The organism is Caulobacter vibrioides OR37 (genome assembly GCF_000372645.1).
GTDB classification, from domain to species: Bacteria; Pseudomonadota; Alphaproteobacteria; order Caulobacterales; family Caulobacteraceae; genus Caulobacter; species Caulobacter vibrioides_E.
In genome coordinates this window covers 369,565-391,982 of sequence record NZ_APMP01000001.1, presented here as the reverse complement: position 1 = coordinate 391,982, position 22,418 = coordinate 369,565, and the positions used below count along the sequence as shown (strand labels likewise).

The following is a 22,418-nucleotide window of genomic DNA, read 5'->3' as shown; positions in this document are numbered from 1 at the left end:
GTTGGACCTTGGTGTACCCAGGGGGCATGGGCAGTCGGATCAAAGGCTTCAAGCGCTGGATCTTCGCCGGGGCGCTTCTGGTGCTGACGGTGGTGCTGTCGGCGGCGTTCATCTGGCGCTACGACATCCTGAGCAACGCTCTGGATCCCAAGGTTCCGTTCCTGACCTACCAGCCGCCGCCGGCGCCGGACTATGGTCAGGCCAGCGCTTGGGCTTTGCGGCCCAAGGATCCCGCCGGGGCCGCGCCCGCCGATCGTCCCGTCGATATCTTCTTCGTACACCCGACCAGCTTCGACGGCGGTCGCGACTGGAATGGGGCCATCGACCAGCCCAAGGCCGCGCGGTTCCTCTCGCGGGTGGTGCTGCCCAACTACGCTGGGCCCTTCGACCGCATCGGCCGCATCTTCGCCCCGCGCTATCGCCAGGCCAGCCTCTACACCTATCTGACGCTGCGCGACGACGCCCGCGACGCCCGCCGCTTCGCGTATGGCGACGTCAGGCAGGCCTTCGAGACCTATCTGGCGCGCTATAACCAGGGCCGGCCGTTCATTCTGGTCGGGGTGGAGCAGGGCGGACTACTGGCCGACCGCTTGGCGCGCGAGGTGATCGCCGCCCGGCCCGATCTCAAGAAGCGGATGGTTGTCGCCTATCTGATCGAGACCGTGGTGCCGGCCGACGAACACACGCCTAACGCGCCGCTTCCCGCTTGCGAGCGGAGGGGGGAGACCGGCTGCTTAGCCGCTTGGGCCTCGGCCGAGGAAGGCAATTTCCAGGACGTGCACGAGCTGATCTCCCGCTCGTTGGTTTGGGAGGGGGACGACCAGCTCGACAATCTGGATGGGCGATTGCCCCTGTGCTTCAACCCGCTGCTGGGCGGCGCATCGCTGGAGCGCGCGCCGGCCCGCATGAATCTGGGCGCGGCCAACGCCACGGGGCTGGAGTGGGGCGCTCGACCGGCCTTCCTGCAGCGCCAAGTCTCGGCGGTCTGCGAAAACGGGCTGCTGCGCACCAGTCGACCCAAGTCCAACGCCCTGCGCGATAGCGGTTCGTGGGCTGATCGCCGGAAGGTCGACGCGTTCAATCTGTTCTACGCCGACATCGAGGCCGACGCGCGGGCTCGGGTGGCGACCGCGACGGGCCGTCCGCTAGCTGTTCTCGAGCAAAGCCCGTAGGCCGCCATAGGTCGGCTGATCGATGGCGATCTGAGCGATCGCCGTGGCGCGCAGATGAGCCAGCAAGGCCGGGTCGAGCGGCGCGATCCTTCCGGTCCTGAGCGCTTGACAAAGATTGGCGTTCAGCGTGGCGAAATCGCCCGTCTCCGCCAGCAGGCCTTCGAGCCGCGCCCGCGCCTCGGTCTCGATCCGCTCGCCGTCGCGGGCCTCGCGCTCCAGAATGGCGCGGGCGTTGTCGGCGACGCGGGCCAGGAAGGCATGGCGAGCGTCGCCGGGCGCGGCGGTCTCCTCGTCGAAGGCGGCCACGGCCGTCGTCAGCTCGGCGGCGGTCGGATGGCGGATCACGCGGCGGCCTCCATCAGCGCGACAAGATCGATCTCGGTTTCGCTGGCCCGTCGGCCGATCATGGCCCGCTCGACGGAACGGTCCGCGCCGGTCGCGAAGCTCTGGTACATCATCAGGCACATGACGCCCCATTTCAGGGAGCCCAGGGCCTGCCAGAACCGGACGCGCTCAAGCGGAATGTTGTCCCCGTAGCCCGCCAGCAGGTCGGCATAGTCGCCAAAGCCGCCGACCGGCTTTCGCCACTCGCCAAAGCGCCAGGAATTGACGCAGATCCAGCCCAGGTCCTCGGCGGGATCGCCCAGATGCGCGAGTTCCCAGTCCAGCACCCCGACCAGCCCGTCCTTTGGGTGGATCATCAGATTGCCGTTCCGGAAATCGCCGTGCACCAGCACCGGACGTTCGGGCGGCGACGGCGCCGCGGCCTCCAGCCAGCGGAACGCGGCCTCCATGATCGGCCGCTCGGCACCCAACTCGCGATAGATAGCCTCGTAACGCGCCAGTTCGCCACGCGCATCCGAGGTCGCCAGCTCTGGCAACCCCTCGGTGGGAACGGCATGGATCCGCGCCAGCACCTCGCCGCAGCGTCGGGCCAGGCCGGGACGAACGGCCGCGAAGGCCTCGTCGCGAACGATGCGGCGTCCCAGGGTCTCGCCCTCCAGGCGGCGCATGACATAGGCCTCGCCCAGATCGTCTTCCGGCGCGCAGACGTGGACGACGCTGGGCGCCGGCGCGCCGACGGCGCTGGCCGCCCGGATCAGAGACGCCTCGTGGTCGAGCGGCAGGGCCGTCTCTCGCAGGGCCGAGCCCGAGGTCCGGCGACGCAGGATCAGCGGCGCGCCGTCATCGAGGTCGAAAGCCCAGGTTTCCAGGCTGGCGCCGCCCGACAGACGGCGGGCGTTGATCGCACGCGTCGCGGTCGGCGACAGGCGCGGCGCAAGGCGATCGAGGGCGGCGACGACGGTCATGCGCGAAGCTTCCCGCCTTGCCCCAGCGTTAGGCAAGCGACTTGCGACTTTACGCGGACCCCGACGCCCCTTAGGCCTTCGGGCTCAACCTCGACGACAGGATTCCTGAATGCCTTCCGGTCTCGCCGCGCTGCTTGATGACGTCGCCGGCATCACCAAGCTCGCCGCCGCCTCGCTGGATGATATCGGCGCGGCCGCCGGCAAGGCGGGCTCCAAGGCAGTGGGCGTGGTGGTCGACGACACGGCGGTGACGCCGGGCTACGCCATGGGCTTCTCGCCCGATCGCGAACTGCCGATCGTCTGGAAGATCGCCCTGGGCTCTCTTCGCAACAAGCTGTTGTTCCTGCTGCCGGGCGCGCTCTTGCTGTCGGCGTTCGCGCCGTGGGCGGTGACGCCGATCCTGATGTGCGGCGGGGCGTATCTGGCCTTCGAGGCGACCGAGAAGGTGCTGGAGGCCTTCACGCCGCAGGCCGAGGGCGAGGCGGTGGAAGAGCTAGCCCTTAGCGGGCCGGAGCTCGAAAAGCAGAAGGTCTCCGGCGCGATCCGCACCGACCTGATCCTGTCGGCCGAGATCATGGCCATCGCCCTGGCCGATGTCGCCGACCAGCCGCTCGGGATCCAAGCCGCCGCCCTGGTCATTGTCGGCGTCCTGCTGACCGTGGGGGTCTACGGCGCCGTGGCCCTGATCGTGAAGATGGACGACATCGGCCTGCATCTCTCGCGAGGGACGTCGCGCGGATTGCGCGGCTTCGGGCGCGGTCTGGTCAAGGCCATGCCCTGGACAATGGAGGCCCTGACCCTCATCGGTACGGCGGCGATGCTATGGGTCGGCGGCGGCATCATCGTCCACGGCCTGGAGAAGTTTCACCTGACTCCCGTGCCGGTCTGGGTCGAAGGGCTGTCGCACTGGGCGCGGCAGGCGCCGGTCGTCGGCGGCCTGACCGCCTGGCTGGCCTTCGCGCTGGGCTCGGCGGCCGTCGGTCTGACGATCGGTGGCGCTTTGGCGGGGATCATGCACCTATGGCATCACCAGAAGGGTGAGGCGGCGCACTAGGCGCGACAGAGAAACAAGCCGACTTCTTTTCCGATCTCGAAGACGCCGCCCCGCCGATCAAATTCCTGGCGCACGATATCGACGAGCGCCGCTTGCTCGGCTTCCGGAGCCTCATCCAGCGGCGGCATGCTAAGCATGTAGTCTATGACGTCCCGCGCATCGGTGCAGACCAGGGTGTCTGGATAGAAGACCAGGTCCACCTGTTCGAAGTGCGCGCGGAGCAGCGGCTCGGCGTCGATCACATCTAGGGGCCTTGGGCGAGGCGTTGTTTCCGGCTGAACGCGGCGGCGAAGGTCGCTCAGTTCTCGCATATTGTCCCGGCCGTTCAGCGCGATCATGGCCACGCCGCCGGGCTTCAGAACCCGGCGCAGCTCGGCCACACCCTTTTCGGGATCGGGCAGGTGGTAAAGCATATGGATCGCCAGAACCGTGTCGAAGGCGTCGCCCTCGAACGGCAAGATGGTGGCGTCCGCTGTTTCACCGCGCACGCTCGACCATCGACCGGTCGCGCGCGCCGCTTCAACGGCGGTGGCGACCATGCCGGGCGAAAGGTCCAGCAGGCAGAGCGAAAGGCTGGGTGGTAGCAGACGTGCGGCCGTCGCCCAGAACGCGCCCGCGCCGCAGCCGGAGTCGAGACAGGCCGCGCCTTCGGGCCAATGGCCATGCTCCACCAGCCAGGGATACCAGTCGCTTCGACCGTACTTGCGGTGCAGGCGCGAACGCGCTTCCAGCTTGCTGGCGTCGCGATATTGCTGGTCGCGTAGATATCTCTGATCGGCCGTAAGCATTCCGGGGGCCTCCGCGTTCGCGTCGCCAAGGCCTAGCAGATTAAGCGTCGCCGCGAAGCCATTCGGCGCGAGGTTTCAACCCGCCTCGTTCAGCGGCGAGGTTGGTTTCCAGTCGAACAGCTCCTGCAGCATGCGCAAGGCCTGGCCGCGCGGCGAGGTCAGGTTCGGGTCCCTGGCCAGGATCAGTCGCGCGTCGTCGGCCGCCACGGCGATCAGGTCGCGGTGCGCTGCCGGGTCGGCCAGGCGATAGGCCGGGAAACCGCTTTGCTTGAGTCCCAACGGATCGCCGCCCCCGCGCAGTTCGAGGTCCTTTTCGGCGATCTCGAAGCCGTCGTCGCTGCGGCGCAGGATATCGAGACGTTGCTGGGCCACGTCCGACAGCGGCGGGTCGTAGAGCAGGACGCAAGAGCTCTCTCTCGCCCCTCGACCGACCCGGCCGCGCAGCTGGTGCAGTTGGGCGAGGCCGAAGCGATCGGCGTGTTCGATGACCATGATGCTGGCGTTGGGCACATTGACCCCGACCTCGACCACCGTGGTGGCGACCAGCACGCTGACCTCGCCATCGACGAAGCGCTGCATGACCGCGTCCTTCTCCGCCGGGGGCATCTGGCCGTGCACCAGGCCGACCCCGGGCAGGCGACGGGCGAGATCGGCGGCGCGATCCTCGGCGGCGCGCAGGTCGACCTTTTCGGACTCCGAGACGAGCGGGCAGATCCAGAACGCCTGGGCTCCGCCGGCGATGGCGCCCCGCAGGCGCTCGACGATCTCGGGGACCCGCGGCGTCGGCGCGGCGCGGGTGGCGACAGGCGTGCGGCCCGGCGGCTTTTCGTCGATGCGCGAGACGTCCAGGTCGCCGAACACGGTCAGCTCCAGGGTGCGCGGTATCGGGGTGGCCGACATGGCCAGCAGATGAACGCCTTCGCCGCCGTGGGCGCCCTTGTCCTGCAGGCGGCGGCGCTCGTTGACGCCAAAGCGGTGCTGTTCGTCGATAATCGTCAGGGCGAGGTTGTTGTAGACGACATCGTCCTGAAAGAGGGCGTGGGTGCCGACGATCACATGGTGCGAACCATCCGCTATCCCGGCCAGCTTGGCCGCGCGGCCCGCGCCCTTGTCGCGGCCGGTCAGCAGGACCACGGACAGGCCCAAGGCCTCCAGCGGCGCGGCGATCGTCTCGAAATGCTGGCGGGCCAGGATTTCCGTCGGCGCCATCAAGGCTGACTGGAAGCCGCCGCTGACGGCGTCGGCCATGGCCAGCATGGCCACCACGGTCTTGCCCGAGCCGACATCGCCCTGGAGCAACCGACTCATCCGTTCGCCCGAGGCCAGGTCGCCGCGGATCTCGGAGAGGCTTCGGATCTGAGCGCCCGTCAATCTGAAGGGCAGGGCCTTCTCGGCGGCTTCTGAAAGCGCGCCCGCAGGAATGCGCGGTCCCGGCGTCGCGCGTCGCGAGGCCTTGCGCTGGGCCAGGGCGAGCTGATGGGCCAGAAGTTCGTCGTAGGCCAGGCGGCGGCGCGGACGGGCCAAGGGCGACAGATCGGCCTCGCTGGCGGGGGCGTGCAGGGCCGCCAGGGCCTCGCGCCAGCCAGGCAGTCTTTCGCACTCCCGCCAGGCCGGATCCTGCCATTCGGGCAGCGCGGGCGCGCGCGCCAAGGCCTCAAGCGCGAATTTGCGGAAGGCGCGCGAGGGCAGGCCATGGGTGGCGGGGTAGACCGTCTCGATCTCGGGAATGTCGCCGGCCTTGGCCTCGTCGACGATATAGTCCGGGTGGGCGATCTGCAGCTCGGAGGCGTAGCCGTCGGGCCTTTCGACCTTGCCGCTGACGGCGCGCCGCGCGCCCTTCGGGTGCTGGCGTTCCAGATGCGGTCCGTGGCCCTTGAACCAGATCAGGGTGAGGAAGCCCGTGCCGTCCCAGGCGCGGATCTTCCAAGGATAGCCCAGGCGGTGCGGCGGCTGATGCGCGTCGATCGTGACCACGAAGGTCTGGACCTGTCCCTCGACGGCCTGGTCGACCGTGGTCAGGCCGCGCCGGATCAGGCCCGTCGGCGCGGTGAACAGGACGTCGCGCACGATGGGGCCCGCCAGCTTCTCGACGAGCGGCGCGACGCGGGGACCCACGCCCTTGAGCGTGGATACCGAGGTGAACAGGGGGAAGAGAATCTCCGGACGCATTCGCCGCGACCATAGCCCGAGCGCGCCCAGCCGGCAGCGGTTTAGTCGGCCTGATTCATCACCGGCTGCAGGGCGATGACGATGTCGGAATATTCGTCCGCCCGCGACGCGCCCGAGACGTTCAGGCGGGTGTAGAGCCAGGTCGCGCCATGGCGGGCGTAGGCTTCCGACCAGCGCGCCTTGGCGTCGACCAGGTTGTTGGCTTCGCCCGCGTAGACGACCTGGCCCCCGGCGTCGACATAGAGGTAGTTGCCGGCGATCGTGGTCGCTGGTTCGCCGCTTTCGGCCAGCTTGTAGCGGTAGACCGCGCCCGAGGCGCCCTTGACTTCGATATAAGGCTTCACGCTGTCCTCGCCACTAAAAGCCACCCGGCGGAGGGCTTGAGATTCAAATGTTTATAGCGCATCCGCGCGCGGAAGCAGCGGATGATTTCGCCTAATGCGCGCGTTCGTGGTGAAGCGCGCCGTGGGCCAAATTATGGCTGCTTGGCTATGGCCGCAGGACGCCGGAACGCGCCAGGAACCGGCGTGTCCGCTCCTCGCGCGGGGAGGCCAAGAGTTGTTCCGACGGGCCTTGCTCGACGATAACGCCCCCGTCCATGAAGATCGTCCTGTCGGCCACGTCGCGGGCGAAATCCATCTGATGGGTGACGATCACCATGGTGCGCTTCTCGGCGGCCAGGTCGCGGATCACGGCCAGGACCTCGCCCACCAGTTCGGGGTCGAGGGCGGAGGTCGGCTCGTCGAAAAGGATGACTTCGGGATCCATGGCCAGCGCCCGAGCGATCGCGCAACGCTGCTGCTGGCCGCCGGACAGAGCGGCAGGGTAGGCGTTGGCGCGGTCGCCCAGGCCAACCTTTTCCAACAGCTGCAGGCCCTGGGCGACGACCTGGGTCGGGTCCGCCTTGCGGACGACCACCGGGCCCTCGATCACATTCCGAAGCGCGGTCTTGTGCGGGAAGAGGTTGAAGTTCTGGAAGACGAAGCCGACCCGCCCATTAAGCGCCTTGGCTAGGGGAACCGTCCCGCCGGCCGTGACATTCGCGATCGTCAGCTCGCCGCCATTCAGCGGCTCAAGCCCCGCGAGGCAGCGCAGAAGGGTGCTCTTGCCCGAACCGCTCGGGCCGATGACGGCCACCACCTCGCCGGGGCTGACGGTCAGGTCGACACCGGCCAGCACAGGGGTGTCGCCGAAGCGTTTGCGCAGGCCCTTGGCTTCGATCGCGCTCATCGGCGGCCCTCCGCCGCGCGGCGCTCCAGCTGCCCCTGAAGGGCCGCGAGCACGGTCGAGACGATCCAGTAGATGGCGGCGGCCGCCAGATACATGGCGAAAATCTCGTAGGTTCGGGCGGTGATCAACTGGGCTTGGCGGAACAGCTCGGGGACCTGAATCGTGGCGGCCAGGGAGGTGTCCTTCACGAGGCCGATGAAGCTGTTGGATAAGGGCGCCACCGCCGTGCGAGCCGCCTGGGGCAGGATGATCCGCCGCAGGGTTTGACCCCGGCTCATGCCGAGTACGCTGGCGGCTTCCCACTGGCCCCTGTCGACGGCGTCGATCGCGCTGCGCAGGATCTCGCAGGCATAGGCGCCGACGTTCAGCGAAAAGCCGATGCCGGCGGCCAGGAGCGGCGGCATCTCGATGCCGAACTGCGGCAAGCCGTAGTAGATCAGAAAGAGCTGCACCAGCAGCGGCGTGCCGCGAAAGGCCGAGACATAGGCGGACGCCGGCCATCGAAGCAGCGGCGAGCGCGACAGCCGCATCAGGGCCAGGCCGAAGCCGAGACAGACGCCAATCCCCATGCCGATCACGCTGAGCAGAACGGTGTAGACCGCGCCCTTCAGCAGAAACGGCGCCGACTGGCGCAGCAGATCGAGACCGCTCTCCATGCCTAGTGGGTCACGTCCAGGCCGAACCACTTTTGCGAGATCGCGCTCAACTTGCCGCTGGACCGCAGCGCGTCGATGGCTTGGTCGATGACGACCTTGAGGCCCGGATCCTTCTTCATCGCCACGCCCGCGCCCTGGGCCGCGAAGGGCTCGCCCGACGCGACGAATTCCGGCGAGGTCTTGACGAAGTCGGCGGCGACCAGACGATCGTTCAGCACCGCGTCGATGCGGCCGGCCTTCAGGTCCTGGTACTTGGTGGGATCGTCGTCATAGGTGCGGATGTCGGCGCTCGGCACGTTGGCGCGCGCCCACTGCTCGTAGTTGGTGCCCAGGCCGACGCCGACTTTCTTGCCGGCCAGGTCCTCGGGCTTTTCCAGGCCAGGCCGGTCCTTCAGCTTGATGATCTGGACGCCCGAGATCGTGTAGGGCTCGGAAAAATCGTATTTGGCCTCGCGTTCGGGCGTGATGGTGATCTGGTTGATCACCACGTCGGCGCGGCCGGATTCCAGCGCGCCGAGCAGGCCGGCGAAAGGCGCGGTCTGGAATTTCGGCTTCAAGCCCAGTTGGGCGGCAAGCGCCTTGGCGAAATCGACCTCGAAGCCCGTCAGTTGGCCGTCCTTGCCCTGGAAATTGAAGGGCGGATAGGTGCCTTCCAGGGCGATGCGCAGCACGCCGGAGGCCTTGATCCGCTCCCAGGCGCTGGCGGTCTCCGCCTTCTTGGCGCAGGCGGCGAGGAGCGAAAGGCCAAGACCGGTCAGGACGGCGCGGCGGGCGGGGAATCGCATCGAAAGACCTTAGGGCGGAAAATTCTCGCTCATTTCTATACGGGCGCGCGCGGTTCGCCAGCCCGAACATGACGGTCTCAAGTCGGATGTCGCCTCGCAGGCGGGCTTCAGTCGGCCCAGTACGCGACGTGGATGTGCATGCGCCCGATGTCCTTACCCTTGAAGATCAGACCACCGTTCGGACTGAACTGGACGTGGGCCGGGATCTCGTCGCGATGCACGGTGAGGGTCTCGCCAAAGCGGGTGTCGGTCAGGCGCACGGTTTCCGGCACCTCGGTCGCGGGCATCAGCGGCGTGATGCCGTTCACGGTCAGAATGCCGAACTGCCGCCACTTCTTGGGCTTGGCCTGCTTGCCGTTCCAGTTCTCGCCCAGGCGTTCGCTGGCGATGTGCTGGACGGGAATGTCGGTGATGCCGATCAACTGGTCGTCGCGCCATTGCTGATAGAACCAGCTGTCGACGCTGCCGGCCGAGCAGAAGTTCTCGTTGACGATGTTGGGCCAGCTGTCGCGGATGGCCAGGGCCTTGGCGTTGAACAGCTGGAAGTAGCCGTTCGGCTGAGAGTTCGTCGTCTCGCTGGTCTTGCCCTCGACCTTCTGGCTGTCGATCCGGGTCGTGAAATAGAGGCACCCGGGATTCCACGAGTGCGACATGAAGATCTCGTAGAAGCCCTCATGCATGATGATGTCGGCGTCGGTGAAAACGATCCAGTCGGCGTCCTTCAACACCTTCAAGCCGTCATTCAGCATCTTGCCCTTGTTGAAGGCGTGGTCGTCCTCGAAGCAGCGATCCGAGATCACCAGGGTCGCGCCGTTCGCCGCCACCACCTCCTGGGTGCGCGCGTCGTCGTTGGTCGTGACCACGATGACTTCATCGAACTCCCGCATGTTCGGCGGCAAGGTCAGGGCCAGGTCGTCGCCGTAGCCAACCGACGTCATCACGCAGACCACGCGGCGGGGCTTGGTCGAATTATGACCAATCCCGACCCGGCGACCCGAGCTGGCGTCGCCCACATAGTTATCGCGCGTCTCGACCTGGCGCTTCTGCATGTGCAGCTCGGGGTCGAACATTTCGTAGGCGCGCTTGCGGATCGCCGGGCTGCCCAGCTTCTTCAGGATCTGCTTGTGCTCGGCCGAGATGATGTCGCGGTCCAGCAGGTCCAGCTGCGACGGACCCGGCTGGGCCAGGGCGCAGTAGTTGCAGAGCTCCAACTGGTCCTTGAAGTCGCTGGGCGTGCGCTGCCACCAGCCGTGCTCGACCGGCCAGGCGTGCTTGCCGTCGAAATACAGGCGGTCGATCGCGCCGGCGACCTCGCAGAAATAGGCCCCCTTGTCATTGATCGTGGCCGACCAGAGTTTCTGCACCCAGCAGTTGTCGCGGTTGTATTCCCATTCGGCGTCCGACATTCCGGTCGCGCCGGTATAGTCCTTGCGGGTGATCAGCAGCGCCTGGTGCTGACCCGCGGTCTCGTGGGTGTTGGTGTTGAAGTGGCTGTAGACCTCCATGATCGTCTCGTAGTGGCGATAGAAGCCGTTGCCGAGACTGGTCCACAGTCCGCGGCCGTTCGAGCGGTCGAACAGGCGCTGGGTGGCGAAGTCGTTGAAGTCCTTGATCGGGAACTTGCCGTTATTGGTGTTCTCGCCGCCCCACAGCTCGGCGAAGCGACGCGAGATCCGCTCGAAATTGCCGTGAAGGGTGGGTTCGCCGGCGATAACGCCGATGAGTTTATTGGGAGCGTTCCAGCCCTCCATGCTCCTGACCGCGCGCTCGAAGGTCTCGACCGGCATGTCCGAGCGCTGGGTCTGGTGCGGGATCAGCCGCGTGCAGTTCGAGCAGGCCAGGTGGCACTTGGTGCTTATGTCGATCTGGACGATGTCCATCTCGGCGGGCGATCGCATCGGGTTCTCCGTTCCGGACGCGGCCGATTCGCGGCGGCGACGAGGCGTGCAGGATGCTATCGTTAACCATCCGGGTCGATAACACTGATCGCCGCACCTGAAAGAGAAGCGCTTAAAGCTCCAGACCGTACAGTCGACGGTCGCGTCGTTCGCCGTCGCGGTGCACGGCGCCCTTGAGATAACCCGCCGCCTTGAAGCCCAGCTTTTCCAGCAGCCGTTCGGCGCGGTTGTCGCCGACGTGGACGCTGGCCACCAGGCTCTTGAGCCCTTCGCTGGCGGCGTGAGCGAGGAGGGCGCTGACGGCTTCCGAGCCAAATCCCTGACCCCAGCTTTCGCGGTCGATCACGAAGCGAAGTTCGGCCCGGTCGTGGCGCTTGTCGATATCGATGAACTCGCAATAGCCCAGGAACGCGCCGCTAGCGTGACGCACGGCCCAATAGGCGGCGTCGCCGGCGTTCATCTCCTCGACCTGAGCGGCGACGCGGCTGGCCACCTCGTCGGGATCCTCGATCGGCTCCTGATCCAGGTTCGACATCACCTCCGCGTCGCTGAGAAACGGATAGATCAGGGGGGCGTCTTCGACCGTCAGCGGCGCGAGGATCAGGCGTTCGGTCTCGAGGATCATGCGGTCCGGAGATTGAGTTTGAGGACTTGCGCGAGGCGGCACGCTTCCCAGCTATGGCGCGTCGCCGCCTCTAGTGGTAGAGGGGCCGCTTCGTTTTTCGCGCGGCATTTCGCCCGCGCCCGGATCGAGAACACATTCGTCATGCTCATCGGCGTTCTGCTGGCCATCAACATCGTCGTCTGCCTGGCCCTGATCGGGGTCGTGCTGCTGCAGCGGTCGGAAGGCGGCGCGCTGGGCATGGGCGGCGGTTCGTCCAGCTTCATGACCGCGCGAGGCGCGGGCGACCTGCTGACCCGCATCACTTGGATCCTGTTCTCGGTGTTCCTGATCATCAGCTTGATCCTGACCATCCTGACCGGTCGTATGGATCGCGGCGGCTCGGTGGCCGATCGCCTCAACATCCAGGGCCTGGACGCTAAGACCCTGAACGCCGCGCCGCAGCCGGCCGTGCCGACGCCCGGTTCGCTGAACTCGCTGCCGGCCTCTCCGAGCAACGCCCCGGCGGGCGCCATCCAGGCGCCGACGCCGCAGATCAATGCGCCCACGCCCGCGGCGCCGGCTCCGAAGGCCGAGGCTCCGAAGGCCGAAAAGAAGCCCGCCGCGGCGTCCAAGGCCGCCGAAAAGCCCGCCGAAGCCGCCGCGCCGCCCACGGTCTCGGCGCCGCCGGCCAGCCAGCCCAAGTCCTAACCGTCGCAGACGGATCCTAACCGACCCCCGAGGGCGACCTCGGGGGTTTAATCTTGTTGATGAACGCAGGTCTTTTCACCAGCGTCGTCGAATCACGGGTAATCTGATCGCCCATGACGCGGTACATCTTCATCACCGGCGGCGTGGTTTCCTCGCTTGGCAAGGGTTTGGCCTCGGCGGCGCTCGGCGCGCTGCTGCAAGCGCGTGGCTACAAGGTCCGTCTCCGTAAGCTCGATCCCTATCTGAACGTCGATCCGGGCACCATGAGCCCGTATCAGCACGGCGAGGTCTTCGTGACCGACGATGGGGCCGAGACCGACCTGGATCTGGGCCACTACGAGCGCTTCACCGGCGTGTCGGCGACCAAGGCCGACAACATCACGACGGGCCAGATCTACAAGACGATCATCGAGAAGGAGCGTCGCGGCGACTATCTGGGCGCGACCGTCCAGGTCATCCCCCACGTCACCAACGAGATCAAGGACTTCGTGCTGTCGCCCGCGATGGACGAGACGGGCAAGAAGCCGGTCGACTTCGTGCTGGTCGAGATCGGCGGCACGGTCGGCGACATCGAGGGGCTGCCGTTCTTCGAGGCCATTCGCCAGCTGCGCCAGGACCTGCCGCGCCAGCAGAGCTGCTATATCCATTTGACGCTGCTGCCGTTCATCAAGACGGCCGGCGAGATGAAGACCAAGCCGACCCAGCACTCGGTCAAGGAGCTGCGTTCGATCGGCATCCAGCCGGACATCCTGCTGTGCCGCTGCGAGCAGGAAATCCCGGCCGAGGAAAAGCGCAAGATCGCCCAGTTCTGCAATGTCCGCCCCAGCGCGGTCATTCAGGCGATGGACTCCTCGTCCATCTACGCGGTGCCGATCGACTATCACGAGCAGGGCTTGGACGCCGAGGTCCTCGACGTCTTCGGCATGAGCGACGCGCCCGCTCCGGACCTGTCGCGCTGGAAGACGATCGATCAGACCGTCCAGCATCCCGATGGCGAGGTGACCATCGCCGTGGTCGGCAAGTACACGGTTCTGAAGGACGCCTATAAGTCGCTGATCGAGGCCCTGCACCACGGCGGCCTGGCCAACAAGGTCAAGGTCAACCTGGACTGGGTCGAAAGCGAGACGTTCGAGGGCGACGAGGGCGCGGCCGCCGCGCGTCTCGAGAACGCCCACGCCATCATGGTGCCCGGTGGCTTCGGCGAGCGAGGCGCGGAAGGCAAGATCCGCGCGGCCCAGTTCGCGCGGGAGCGAAAGGTGCCTTATTTCGGCATCTGCTTCGGGATGCAGATGGCCGTCATCGAGACTCTGCGGAACGTCGCCGGGATCAAGGACGCCAGCTCTTCGGAGTTTGGTCCCACGGATCGCCCGGTGGTCGGCCTGATGACCGAGTGGATCAAGGGCAACGAGATGGTCCAGCGTCGCGCCAACGACGATCTGGGCGGCACCATGCGCCTGGGCGCCTATGACGCGGTGCTGACGGCGGGATCGAAGGTCGCCCAGATCTATGGCGGCACCGAGATCAGCGAGCGCCACCGTCACCGCTACGAGGTCAATATCGGCTACGTGCACCTGATGGAGGAGGCGGGGCTGAAGCTGACGGGCCGCTCGCCCAACGGCGTGTTGCCCGAAATCGTCGAGCGGGACGACCATCCTTGGTTCATCGGCGTTCAGTATCACCCCGAACTGAAGAGCCGCCCGTTCGCGCCGCACCCCCTTTTCGCCAGCTTTATCGCGGCGGCTAAGGAGCATGGGCGCTTGGTCTAAACGGTTTTTCCCCAGGTCCTTGCATGTGGGGAGAGATTCGGGCATAAGCGCGCCCTCACGCGGCGGCTCGGGCGTTCCCAGGCCGCCGCTTCCGATTTTCACGCTCAGCGAGCAGAGTCACTTCGATGGCCGTTCCTAAAAGAAAAACTTCGCCTTCTCGCCGGAACATGCGCCGGTCGCACCACGCCCTGGGCGCCAACTCGTTCATCGAGGACAAGGACACCGGCGAGCTGCGCCGTCCGCACCATGTCGACCTGAAGACCGGCATGTACAACGGCAAGCAGATCCTGACGCCGAAGGAAGACTAAGTCTCCTTCTCGTCTCCGACGGCTTGAAAACGCCGCCTGGTTACGCCGGGCGGCGTTTTTCGTCGTATTTCCGTCGCAAGCTCGAAGAACGATGTTAGCCTCCCGGGCAGGGAGGTGCGCCCATGTTCACACGCCGAACCATCGCGGCGGGACTGGGTCTTTCACTCGCCGCGCGACCCGCGCTGGCGGACGCGACCACGCTGGTCCCGCCGAGCCAAGTCCCGGCGAGCCAGGTCCCGCTCCAGGCCGCGTCCGGCGGCGCGACGGCGGATCAGCCCTTGCTGGTTCTGGACGCCTCTCTCGACGAGGACGCCCGCATGACCGTGCCGGTCATGATCAATGGGCAGGGACCCTTCGAATTCGCCGTCGACACCGGGGCCGATCGAAGCGTCCTCACCCCAGGCCTTGTCGAGCGGCTGGCCCTGCCGCCCGGGCCGGAGATCATCGTCCACGGCGTTTCCGGTTCGGTGACCAGCTCGACCGTTCGCGTGGCGGCCTTGCGCACCGGCGATGCGCGACTGTCGGATGTCGTTTTGCCGGTTCTGCCTTACGAGCGGGTAGGGGGCGATGGCTTGCTCGGCGTGGACATCTTGGACGGTCGCGACGTCGTCATGGATTTCGTCAAGAAACAGCTGGAAGTCCGGCGCAGTCAGCCGATGCGCGACATGGTCCGCGCGGCGCGTGAGATTTCCATCTTGGCGGACCAGAAGTTTGGCCGGCTGACCTTGGCGGATTCCAGGATCGCCGGCGCGCGGTCTCTGGCCTTCATCGACTCCGGAGGCGGAGTCAGCATCGGCAACATGGCGCTCGCCCGCGCGATCGCGGCCCGTCGACGGCGTTCGCCCGATCAGGCGCGCCCGGCCCGCCTGCTGACCGCTGGGGGCGAGATGCAGCTCGGCGAATTCCGCATCGTGCCATCGATCGTGCTGGGCGATCTGCGGATCACCAACATTCCCATGGCCTTCGCCGATCTGCACATCTTCGACGTCTGGGCGCTGAACAATCGGCCGGCGGCGCTGCTGGGCGTGGACGTACTGCGCCTGTTCGCCCGCGTCGAACTGGATTTCGGCGCGGGGCGGGTGCTGTTCCGCCTCGGGCAGGCCGGCGGCTTGACCCCGCCGGCCTGGAACGCCTGACGCTACTGCGAGCGGCCGCGCGCCATGACCTGGCGACGCCGTTCCTCGACGCGCTCGGGCGTGACCTCGCGGTTGTGGCCGCTGGAGCGCTCGTGCTCCAGCGCCAGACCGTCGCCGAAGGAACGGGCGTAGCCGTCGTCGATCAGGCGCTTGTAGAACGACAGGGTCTCCACCGGGATCGTCGCCATGTCTTCCGCCAGCTTCAGCGCGGTCGGCAACAGATCGGCGGCGGGGACGACGCGATTGACCAAGCCCCAGTCGGCGGCCGTGCGAGCGTCGAGGAAGTTGCCGGTCAGCGAAAGCTCCTTGGCGCGATAGAGACCGACCAGGCGCGAGAGCTTCTGAGACAGGCCCCAACCGGGCATGATGCCGACCCGGGCGTGGGTGTCGGCGAAGCGCGCGGTCTCCGAGGCGATCAGGACATCGCAGGCCAGGGCCAGTTCGAAGCCGCCCGTGATGGCCACGCCGTTGATCGCCCCGATCACCGGCTTGCGGCAGGTTTCGACCGCGCGGACGGGGTTGGAGCGGGCGTCCTGGTCGTTGGCCGCGCTCATGGCGTCGGGATCGCCGCCGAGCTCCTTGAGGTCCAGGCCCGCCGTGAACGCGCGCTCGCCGGCGCCGGTCAGGATCACGACGGCGATGTCGGGATCGGCGTCCAGGGCGGTCATGGCGTCGAACAGCGCCTTGCGCAGGGCCTTGGAGAGCGCGTTCATCGCCTCCGGCCGATTGAGGGTCACGATGGCCACGGGGCCACGTCGTTCGACGTCCAGCATGCGCTTCTCCCTTTGTGACCCATGATCAGGCCGCCGTCCGAAGGGAAGTCAAGTTGCGCCCACGGCGCTTGGCGGCTAAAGCCTGCCGCGCCTTTTGGCCTTGAGGAGCAGTCCATGACCGAGATCGTCGACATCATCGCCCGCGAAATTCTCGACAGCCGGGGCAACCCGACGGTCGAAGTCGACGTCGTCCTGGAAGACGGCGCTTTCGGTCGCGCCGCGGTGCCGTCGGGCGCCTCGACGGGGGCCCACGAGGCCAACGAAAAGCGCGATGGCGACAAGGATCGCTACCTGGGCAAGGGCGTCCAGCAAGCCGTCGACGCGGTCAATGGCGAGATCTTCGACGCCCTGTCGGGCGTGGACGCCGAGGACCAGCGCCGGGTCGACAACCTGCTGATCGAGCTGGACGGCACGCCGAACAAGGCTCGCCTCGGCGCCAACGCCATTCTGGGCGTCTCGCTGGCCACGGCCAAGGCCGCCGCGGAGTCGGCCGGCCTGCCGCTCTACAAGTATGTGGGCGGCGTCAACGCTCGCGTGCTGCCGACTCCGATGATGAACATCATCAACGGCGGCGCCCACGCCGACAATCCGATCGACATCCAGGAATTCATGATCCTGCCGACCGGGGCCAAGGACTTCCGCGAAGGTCTGCGCATGGGCGCCGAGATCTTCCACGCCCTGAAGAAGGCTCTTAAGGACGCGGGCCATAACACCAATGTCGGCGACGAGGGCGGCTTCGCCCCGAACCTCGCCAGCGCTGAAGCCGCGCTCGACTTCATCGTCAAGGCTGGCGAGAAGGCCGGATACAAGGCTGGCGACGATTTCGTCCTGGGCCTGGACGTCGCCTCGACCGAGTTCTTCAAGAACGGCAAGTACGAGCTGGAAGGCGAGGGCAAGTCGCTGGATCCGGCCGCGATGGTCGATTACCTGGCGGGCCTCGTCGCCAAGTTCCCGATCCTGACTATCGAGGACGGCATGGCCGAGGACGACTTCGACGGCTGGAAACTGCTGACCGACACCCTGGGCAAGAAGGTCCAGCTGGTCGGCGACGACCTGTTCGTGACCAACCCCAAGCGTCTCCAGATCGGCCTCGACAAGGGTCTGGCCAACTCGATCCTGGTCAAGGTCAACCAGATCGGCACGCTGTCGGAAACCATCGACGCGGTCGAGCTGGCGCACCGCCACGGCTACACCAGCGTTATGAGCCACCGTTCGGGCGAGACCGAGGACTCGACGATCGCCGACCTCGCCGTCGCGCTGAACTGCGGTCAGATCAAGACCGGTTCGCTGGCCCGCTCGGACCGCACGGCCAAGTACAACCAACTGCTGCGCATCGAGGAAATGTTGGACGATCAAGGCGTATACGCCGGTCGCGCCGCGCTTAAGGGGCGCTAAGTCGCCCCATCAACCTATCGAAATGGCGAAGGCGTGGTTCTCGAAAGAGGGCCGCGCCTTTCGCGATTCTGGGTGTGACCTCGGTTTCACGCGCGCCACGCGCCCGGCCGCCGCGTCGTTAACCCACAATTTTTCTAAAGGTCCGTTGTTGGTTTCAAAAGAGACCATCTCAGGTGTGTTCGCGGGCGCGAAATGGCTTCGGCGATGCGGCATCTCGATGCGGTTGAAACCATCTCATCTGAAAGCATCATTCGCCTAATTCGCGACCTGATGATTACCCTGCTCAAGGCGTGGATTTAGAAGGCGTTAAGCAGGGTCGGCGATCCTACGAATCCCTCTTTGGGACGCTCAAATGTTCGCCCGACTGCAACCCTTCCTGCCGACCGCGGCGATCTTTTTTCTGATTTTCTACTTCGCCTTTCACGCCTTGACGGGTGACAGGGGCCTTCTGTCGATCTCGCAGCGCAATGCGGACCTCGCAGCAAAAACGAAGGAACTCAGGAAGATACGCGCGGAGAGGATGGACCTGGAGGCCCGCGCTCGTCTATTACGCAACGACAGCCTGTCGGCCGATCTTCTGGAGGAACGCGCGCGTTCGCTCCTGGGATATGCCGACCCGAGAGACTATGTGATCCGCGTCAAGCGTACCGGCTGACCGATCATCTAGCCTTGGAAACGGCTGAGGGTCGGTTCGAGGATCTTGCGATCCGGGCCGATCTTGACGGCAAACGAAGGCGCTTTCTTCGCGGAACCGACGAAATATCGGCGGAAACGCTCTCAGGACGAAGGCCGCGATGAAGATTGGCCAGGGAGATTTGAATGGCGCGCACGCGCAAGGCTGAAGCCTCCGAGGAGAAGGCGCCGGAAACCGGTGTCAATGCCTTCGTCGGCAAGGACGAGCTCCTGAAATTCTATCAGGACATGCTGTTGATCCGCCGCTTCGAGGAGCGCGCCGGTCAGTTGTACGGCATGGGCCTGATCGGCGGCTTCTGTCACCTCTACATCGGTCAGGAAGCCATCGCGGTCGGGATGCAGTCGATCTCGCGCAAGGGCGATCAGATCATCACCGGCTACCGTGACCACGGCCACATGCTGGCCGCCGGCATGGATCCGCGCGAGGTCATGGCCGAACTGACCGGCCGCGCCGGCGGCTCGTCCAAGGGCAAGGGCGGCTCGATGCACATGTTCGACGTCGAGACCGGCTTCTATGGCGGTCACGGCATCGTCGGCGCCCAGGTCTCGCTCGGCACCGGTCTGGCGCTGGCCAACGCCTACAAGGGCAACGGCGGCGTCTCCTACGCCTATATGGGCGACGGCGCGGCCAACCAGGGCCAGGTCTACGAGAGCTTCAACATGGCTCAGCTCTGGAAGCTGCCGGTCGTGTACGTGATCGAGAACAACCAATACGCCATGGGCACCAGCGTCGAACGCTCGGCGTCGGAAACCGCGTTCCACAAGCGCGGCGTCTCGTTCCGGATCCCGGGCGAGGAAGTCGACGGCATGGACGTGATCGCCGTGCGCGAAGCCGGCGCCCGCGCCACCGAACACGCGCGCAGCGGCCAAGGCCCCTACATCCTCGAGATGAAGACCTATCGCTATCGCGGTCACTCGATGTCCGACCCGGCCAAGTATCGCACCAAGGAAGAGGTCGACGAGGTCAAGACGACCCGCGACCCGATCGACCACATCAAGGAGCGCCTGGCCAAGGCCGGCGTCACCGAGGACGACCTGAAGGGCGTCGACGCGGAGGTGAAGCGCATCGTCGCCGAGGCCGCCGAATTCGCCCGCACGAGCCCCGAGCCCGATCCCTCGGAACTGTACACCGACGTATACCTGGAGGCCGCCGAGTGACGGACATCCTGATGCCCGCCCTTTCTCCGACCATGGAGGAAGGCACCCTGGCCAAGTGGCTGGTCAAGGAAGGCGACACCATCAAGGCCGGCGACGTGATCGCCGAGATCGAGACCGACAAGGCCACGATGGAGGTCGAGGCCGTCGACGAAGGCGTGATCGAGGCCATCCTAGTCCCGGCCGGCAGCGAGAACGTCAAGGTCAACACCCTGATCGCGCGCCTGAAAGGCGAGGGCGAGGCCGCGGCTCCGGCTGCCGCTCCCGTCGCCGCTGAAGCTGCTCCGGCTCCGGTTGCGGCTCCTCCGGCCGCTGGCGGCCCGATCTCGGCCGCGTCGACCTTCGCCGATCCGGAAGTTCCCGCCGGCGCGCCGCTGAAGAAGATCACCGTGCGCGACGCCCTGCGCGACGCCATGGCCGAGGAGATGCGCCGCGACGACCGCGTGTTCCTGATGGGCGAGGAAGTCGCCCAGTACCAGGGCGCCTACAAGGTCAGCCGTGAACTGCTGCAGGAGTTCGGCGATCGCCGCGTCATCGACACCCCCATCACCGAGCACGGCTTCGCGGGCCTGGGCGTCGGCGCGGCCATGGCCGGGCTGAAGCCGATCGTCGAGTTCATGACCTGGAACTTCGCCATGCAGGCGATCGACCAGATCATCAACTCGGCCGCCAAGACGCTGTACATGTCGGGCGGCCAGATCAAGTCGTCGATCGTGTTCCGCGGTCCGAACGGCGCGGCCTCGCGCGTGGCGGCCCAGCACAGCCAGGACTACGCCGCCTGGTACGGCAACGTCCCGGGCCTGAAGGTGATCGCGCCTTATGACGCCGCCGACGCCAAGGGCCTCTTGAAGGCCGCGATCCGCGATCCGAACCCGGTCGTCTTCCTCGAACACGAGATGATGTACGGCCACGAGTTCGACATTCCGGACGTCGAGGACTGGGTCGTGCCGATCGGCAAGGCCAAGGTCCGCCGCGAAGGCTCGGACGTGACCCTGGTCGCCTACAGCCGCATGGTCGGTTTCGCGCTGAAGGCGGCCGAGGAGCTGGAGAAGGAAGGTATTCAGGCTGAGGTCGTCGACCTGCGCACGATCCGTCCGATGGACCACGCGACGATCCTGGAAAGCGTCAAGAAGACCAACCGCCTGGTCACGGTCGAGGAAGGCTGGGGTCCGATGGGTGTCGGCGCCGAGATCGTCGCCCGCATCACCGAGCACGGCTTCGACTACCTGGACGCCCCGCCGCTGCGGGTTCACCAGGAAGACGTGCCGCTGCCCTACGCGGCGAATCTGGAAGCCCTGTCGCTGCCTTCGGTCGAGAAGATCGTGAAGGCGGCGAAGACGGTCAGCTACCGCTAGGATGGGCGCGGCCCTCGTTCCCGACGAGCGAGGGCCGCGACCTCTCGGCCAATGCATTCATCCCGCCGCGAAGCGGGGTATCGTGGACGTCGGCCCGAACTCGCCCGAAGGGGCCGTCACCGTCCCGAACGCTTGAGGAATAAGCTCAATGTCGATCGACATCCTGATGCCCGCCCTGTCGCCCACCATGGAGGAGGGAACCCTCGCCAAGTGGCACGTCAAGGTCGGCGACACGGTCAAGGCCGGCGACGTGATCGCCGAAATCGAGACCGACAAGGCGACCATGGAAGTCGAGGCCGTCGATGAAGGGGTGGTCGAGGCCATCCTGGTCGAGGCCGGGACCGAGAACGTCAAGGTCAACGCCCTGATCGCCAAGCTGGCGGGCGAGGGCGAGAGCCCCGCGCCGGCCCCGAAGGCCGAAGCGCCCAAGGCCGCCGCCGCCGCGCCGGCTCCGGCTGCGGCTGCGGCTGCTCCCACCGCCCCGTCGCCCGCCGCGCCAGCGCCGGCCGCCCCCGTCGCCGCCGACGGCTCGCGCGTGTTCGCCTCGCCGCTGGCTCGCCGACTGGCCTCCGCCGCCGGCCTCGACCTGAAGGGTATCAAGGGCTCTGGCCCCCACGGCCGCGTGGTAAAATCCGACGTCGAAGCCGCCAAGTCGGGCGCGCCCGCCGCCAAGGCCGCTCCGGCGGCGACCACCGCCGCCCCGGCTGCCGCCGAGCCGCGCAAGGCCCTGTCGCTGGAGCAGATGGGCATTCCCGCCGGCTCCTACGACCTTGTTCCGCTGGACGGCATGCGCAAGACGATCGCGCGTCGCCTGACCGACAGCTTCCGCGACGTGCCGCACTTCCCGCTGACGATCGATATCGAGATCGACACGCTGCTGGCCGCTCGGACCAAGATCAACGGGCTGCTGGAAAAACAGGGCGTGAAGGTCTCGGTCAACGACATCGTCATCAAGGCCGCCGCCGTGGCTCTGAAGCAGGTGCCTGAGGCCAACGCCAGCTACACGCCCGAAGGCATCGCCATGCATAAGCATGCCGATATCGCCGTGGCCGTGGCGATCGACGGCGGCCTGATCACCCCGATCATCCGCGCCGCCGAGACCAAGGGCCTGGCCCAGATCTCGACCGAGATGAAGGACCTGGCCGCCCGCGCCAAGGCCAAGAAGCTGAAGCCCGAGGAATTCCAGGGCGGCACCTTCTCGGTCTCCAACCTGGGCATGTTCGGCATCAAGGCGTTCTCGTCGATCATCAACGAGCCGCAGGGCGCGATCATGAGCGTCGGGGCCGGCGAGCAGCGCCCGGTGGTCAAGAACGGCCAGTTGGCCGTCGCGACCGTGATGACCGTGACCCTGACCTGCGACCACCGCGTGGTCGACGGGGCTATCGGCGCCAAGTTCCTGGCGGCCTTCAAGCCGCTGATCGAAGAGCCGCTGACCCTGATCGTTTAACCGGGAAGCGGGGAGG

Annotated in this window: 22 protein-coding genes; 11 read left to right on the top strand and 11 right to left on the bottom strand. The window is 66.6% G+C overall.

Going from position 1 to position 22,418, the window contains the following annotated elements:
• Positions 1-26: 26 nt before the first annotated feature.
• Positions 27-1,172 (top strand): DUF3089 domain-containing protein, encoded by a 1,146-nt coding sequence (locus tag OR37_RS01865; RefSeq protein ID WP_004615449.1) that lies wholly within the window; start codon positions 27-29, stop codon positions 1,170-1,172.
• On the opposite strand, the gene OR37_RS01860 is transcribed toward OR37_RS01865, so the two are convergent.
• Complete coding sequence (locus OR37_RS01860) at positions 1,146-1,517, bottom strand: DUF6285 domain-containing protein (protein ID WP_004615448.1); 372 nt, start codon at positions 1,515-1,517, stop codon at positions 1,146-1,148. The two genes, OR37_RS01865 and OR37_RS01860, sit on opposite strands and share 27 nt — an antisense overlap.
• A complete protein-coding gene (locus tag OR37_RS01855; protein WP_004615447.1) occupies positions 1,514-2,482 on the bottom strand; it encodes a phosphotransferase family protein in 969 nt (322 codons plus the stop codon). Before OR37_RS01855 ends, OR37_RS01860 begins: the two co-directional genes overlap by 4 nt.
• Positions 2,483-2,591: 109 nt before the next feature.
• Between OR37_RS01855 and OR37_RS01850 the strand changes: the two genes are divergently transcribed.
• Positions 2,592-3,536 (top strand): DUF808 domain-containing protein, encoded by a 945-nt coding sequence (locus OR37_RS01850; RefSeq protein ID WP_004615446.1) that lies wholly within the window; start codon positions 2,592-2,594, stop codon positions 3,534-3,536.
• Here the strand turns inward: OR37_RS01850 and OR37_RS01845 are convergent.
• The 8 genes from OR37_RS01845 to OR37_RS01810 form a co-directional block, all read right to left on the bottom strand.
• Positions 3,533-4,324 (bottom strand): class I SAM-dependent methyltransferase, encoded by a 792-nt coding sequence (locus OR37_RS01845; protein ID WP_004615444.1) that lies wholly within the window; start codon positions 4,322-4,324, stop codon positions 3,533-3,535. The genes OR37_RS01850 and OR37_RS01845 overlap by 4 nt on opposite strands.
• Positions 4,325-4,399: 75 nt before the next feature.
• Positions 4,400-6,493 carry an ATP-dependent DNA helicase RecG gene (gene recG / locus OR37_RS01840; protein WP_004615442.1) on the bottom strand — a complete coding sequence of 698 codons (2,094 nt, stop codon included), beginning with the start codon at positions 6,491-6,493 and terminating at the stop codon, positions 4,400-4,402.
• 41 nt (positions 6,494-6,534) lie between these two features.
• Positions 6,535-6,837, bottom strand: a complete 303-nt coding sequence (locus OR37_RS01835; RefSeq protein WP_004615441.1) for a hypothetical protein — start codon at positions 6,835-6,837, stop codon at positions 6,535-6,537.
• Between the two features lie 145 nt (positions 6,838-6,982).
• A complete protein-coding gene (locus OR37_RS01830; protein ID WP_004615440.1) occupies positions 6,983-7,723 on the bottom strand; it encodes an amino acid ABC transporter ATP-binding protein in 741 nt (246 codons plus the stop codon).
• Positions 7,720-8,379, bottom strand: coding sequence for a cystine ABC transporter permease (tcyL, locus tag OR37_RS01825; RefSeq protein ID WP_004615439.1), 660 nt, complete (start codon positions 8,377-8,379; stop codon positions 7,720-7,722). The genes OR37_RS01830 and tcyL overlap by 4 nt, the downstream gene beginning before the upstream one ends.
• 2 nt (positions 8,380-8,381) lie before the next feature.
• A complete protein-coding gene (tcyJ, locus tag OR37_RS01820; RefSeq protein ID WP_004615438.1) occupies positions 8,382-9,164 on the bottom strand; it encodes a cystine ABC transporter substrate-binding protein in 783 nt (260 codons plus the stop codon).
• Between the two features lie 107 nt (positions 9,165-9,271).
• The gene (locus tag OR37_RS01815) at positions 9,272-11,062 is read right to left on the bottom strand and encodes a glycosyltransferase family A protein (protein ID WP_004615437.1); all 1,791 of its coding nucleotides are present in this window, start codon (positions 11,060-11,062) and stop codon (positions 9,272-9,274) included.
• Positions 11,063-11,174: 112 nt separating this feature from the next.
• Entirely contained in the window at positions 11,175-11,687 is a 513-nt protein-coding gene (locus tag OR37_RS01810; protein ID WP_004615436.1) for a GNAT family N-acetyltransferase, read from the bottom strand.
• A gap of 141 nt (positions 11,688-11,828) precedes the next feature.
• Here OR37_RS01810 and secG point away from each other — a divergent pair, with 141 nt between their 5' ends.
• The 4 genes from secG (at position 11,829) to OR37_RS01790 (ending at position 15,584) form a co-directional block, all read left to right on the top strand.
• Entirely contained in the window at positions 11,829-12,374 is a 546-nt protein-coding gene (gene secG / locus OR37_RS01805; RefSeq protein ID WP_004615435.1) for a preprotein translocase subunit SecG, read from the top strand.
• A 113-nt stretch (positions 12,375-12,487) separates the two neighbouring features.
• Positions 12,488-14,140 carry a CTP synthase gene (locus tag OR37_RS01800; protein ID WP_004615434.1) on the top strand — a complete coding sequence of 551 codons (1,653 nt, stop codon included), beginning with the start codon at positions 12,488-12,490 and terminating at the stop codon, positions 14,138-14,140.
• Between the two features lie 125 nt (positions 14,141-14,265).
• The gene (gene rpmF, locus OR37_RS01795) at positions 14,266-14,448 is read left to right on the top strand and encodes a 50S ribosomal protein L32 (RefSeq protein WP_010919589.1); all 183 of its coding nucleotides are present in this window, start codon (positions 14,266-14,268) and stop codon (positions 14,446-14,448) included.
• A gap of 122 nt (positions 14,449-14,570) precedes the next feature.
• Entirely contained in the window at positions 14,571-15,584 is a 1,014-nt protein-coding gene (locus OR37_RS01790) for a retropepsin-like aspartic protease (RefSeq protein WP_004615432.1), read from the top strand.
• A gap of 2 nt (positions 15,585-15,586) precedes the next feature.
• On the opposite strand, the gene OR37_RS01785 is transcribed toward OR37_RS01790, so the two are convergent.
• Complete coding sequence (locus tag OR37_RS01785; RefSeq protein WP_004615431.1) at positions 15,587-16,357, bottom strand: enoyl-CoA hydratase; 771 nt, start codon at positions 16,355-16,357, stop codon at positions 15,587-15,589.
• A 114-nt stretch (positions 16,358-16,471) separates the two neighbouring features.
• Between OR37_RS01785 and eno the strand changes: the two genes are divergently transcribed.
• The 5 genes from eno to OR37_RS01760 all read left to right on the top strand — a co-directional run bounded on the left by eno (position 16,472) and on the right by OR37_RS01760 (position 22,402).
• Positions 16,472-17,752 carry a phosphopyruvate hydratase gene (eno, locus tag OR37_RS01780; RefSeq protein WP_004615430.1) on the top strand — a complete coding sequence of 427 codons (1,281 nt, stop codon included), beginning with the start codon at positions 16,472-16,474 and terminating at the stop codon, positions 17,750-17,752.
• 352 nt (positions 17,753-18,104) lie between these two features.
• A complete protein-coding gene (locus OR37_RS01775) occupies positions 18,105-18,407 on the top strand; it encodes an FtsB family cell division protein (RefSeq protein ID WP_004615428.1) in 303 nt (100 codons plus the stop codon).
• Positions 18,408-18,571: 164 nt separating this feature from the next.
• Positions 18,572-19,603, top strand: a complete 1,032-nt coding sequence (gene pdhA, locus OR37_RS01770) for a pyruvate dehydrogenase (acetyl-transferring) E1 component subunit alpha (RefSeq protein ID WP_004615427.1) — start codon at positions 18,572-18,574, stop codon at positions 19,601-19,603.
• A complete protein-coding gene (locus OR37_RS01765; protein ID WP_004615426.1) occupies positions 19,600-20,955 on the top strand; it encodes a pyruvate dehydrogenase complex E1 component subunit beta in 1,356 nt (451 codons plus the stop codon). The genes pdhA and OR37_RS01765 overlap by 4 nt, the downstream gene beginning before the upstream one ends.
• A 148-nt stretch (positions 20,956-21,103) precedes the next feature.
• Positions 21,104-22,402, top strand: a complete 1,299-nt coding sequence (locus OR37_RS01760; RefSeq protein WP_004615425.1) for a pyruvate dehydrogenase complex dihydrolipoamide acetyltransferase — start codon at positions 21,104-21,106, stop codon at positions 22,400-22,402.
• Positions 22,403-22,418 lie beyond the last annotated feature (16 nt).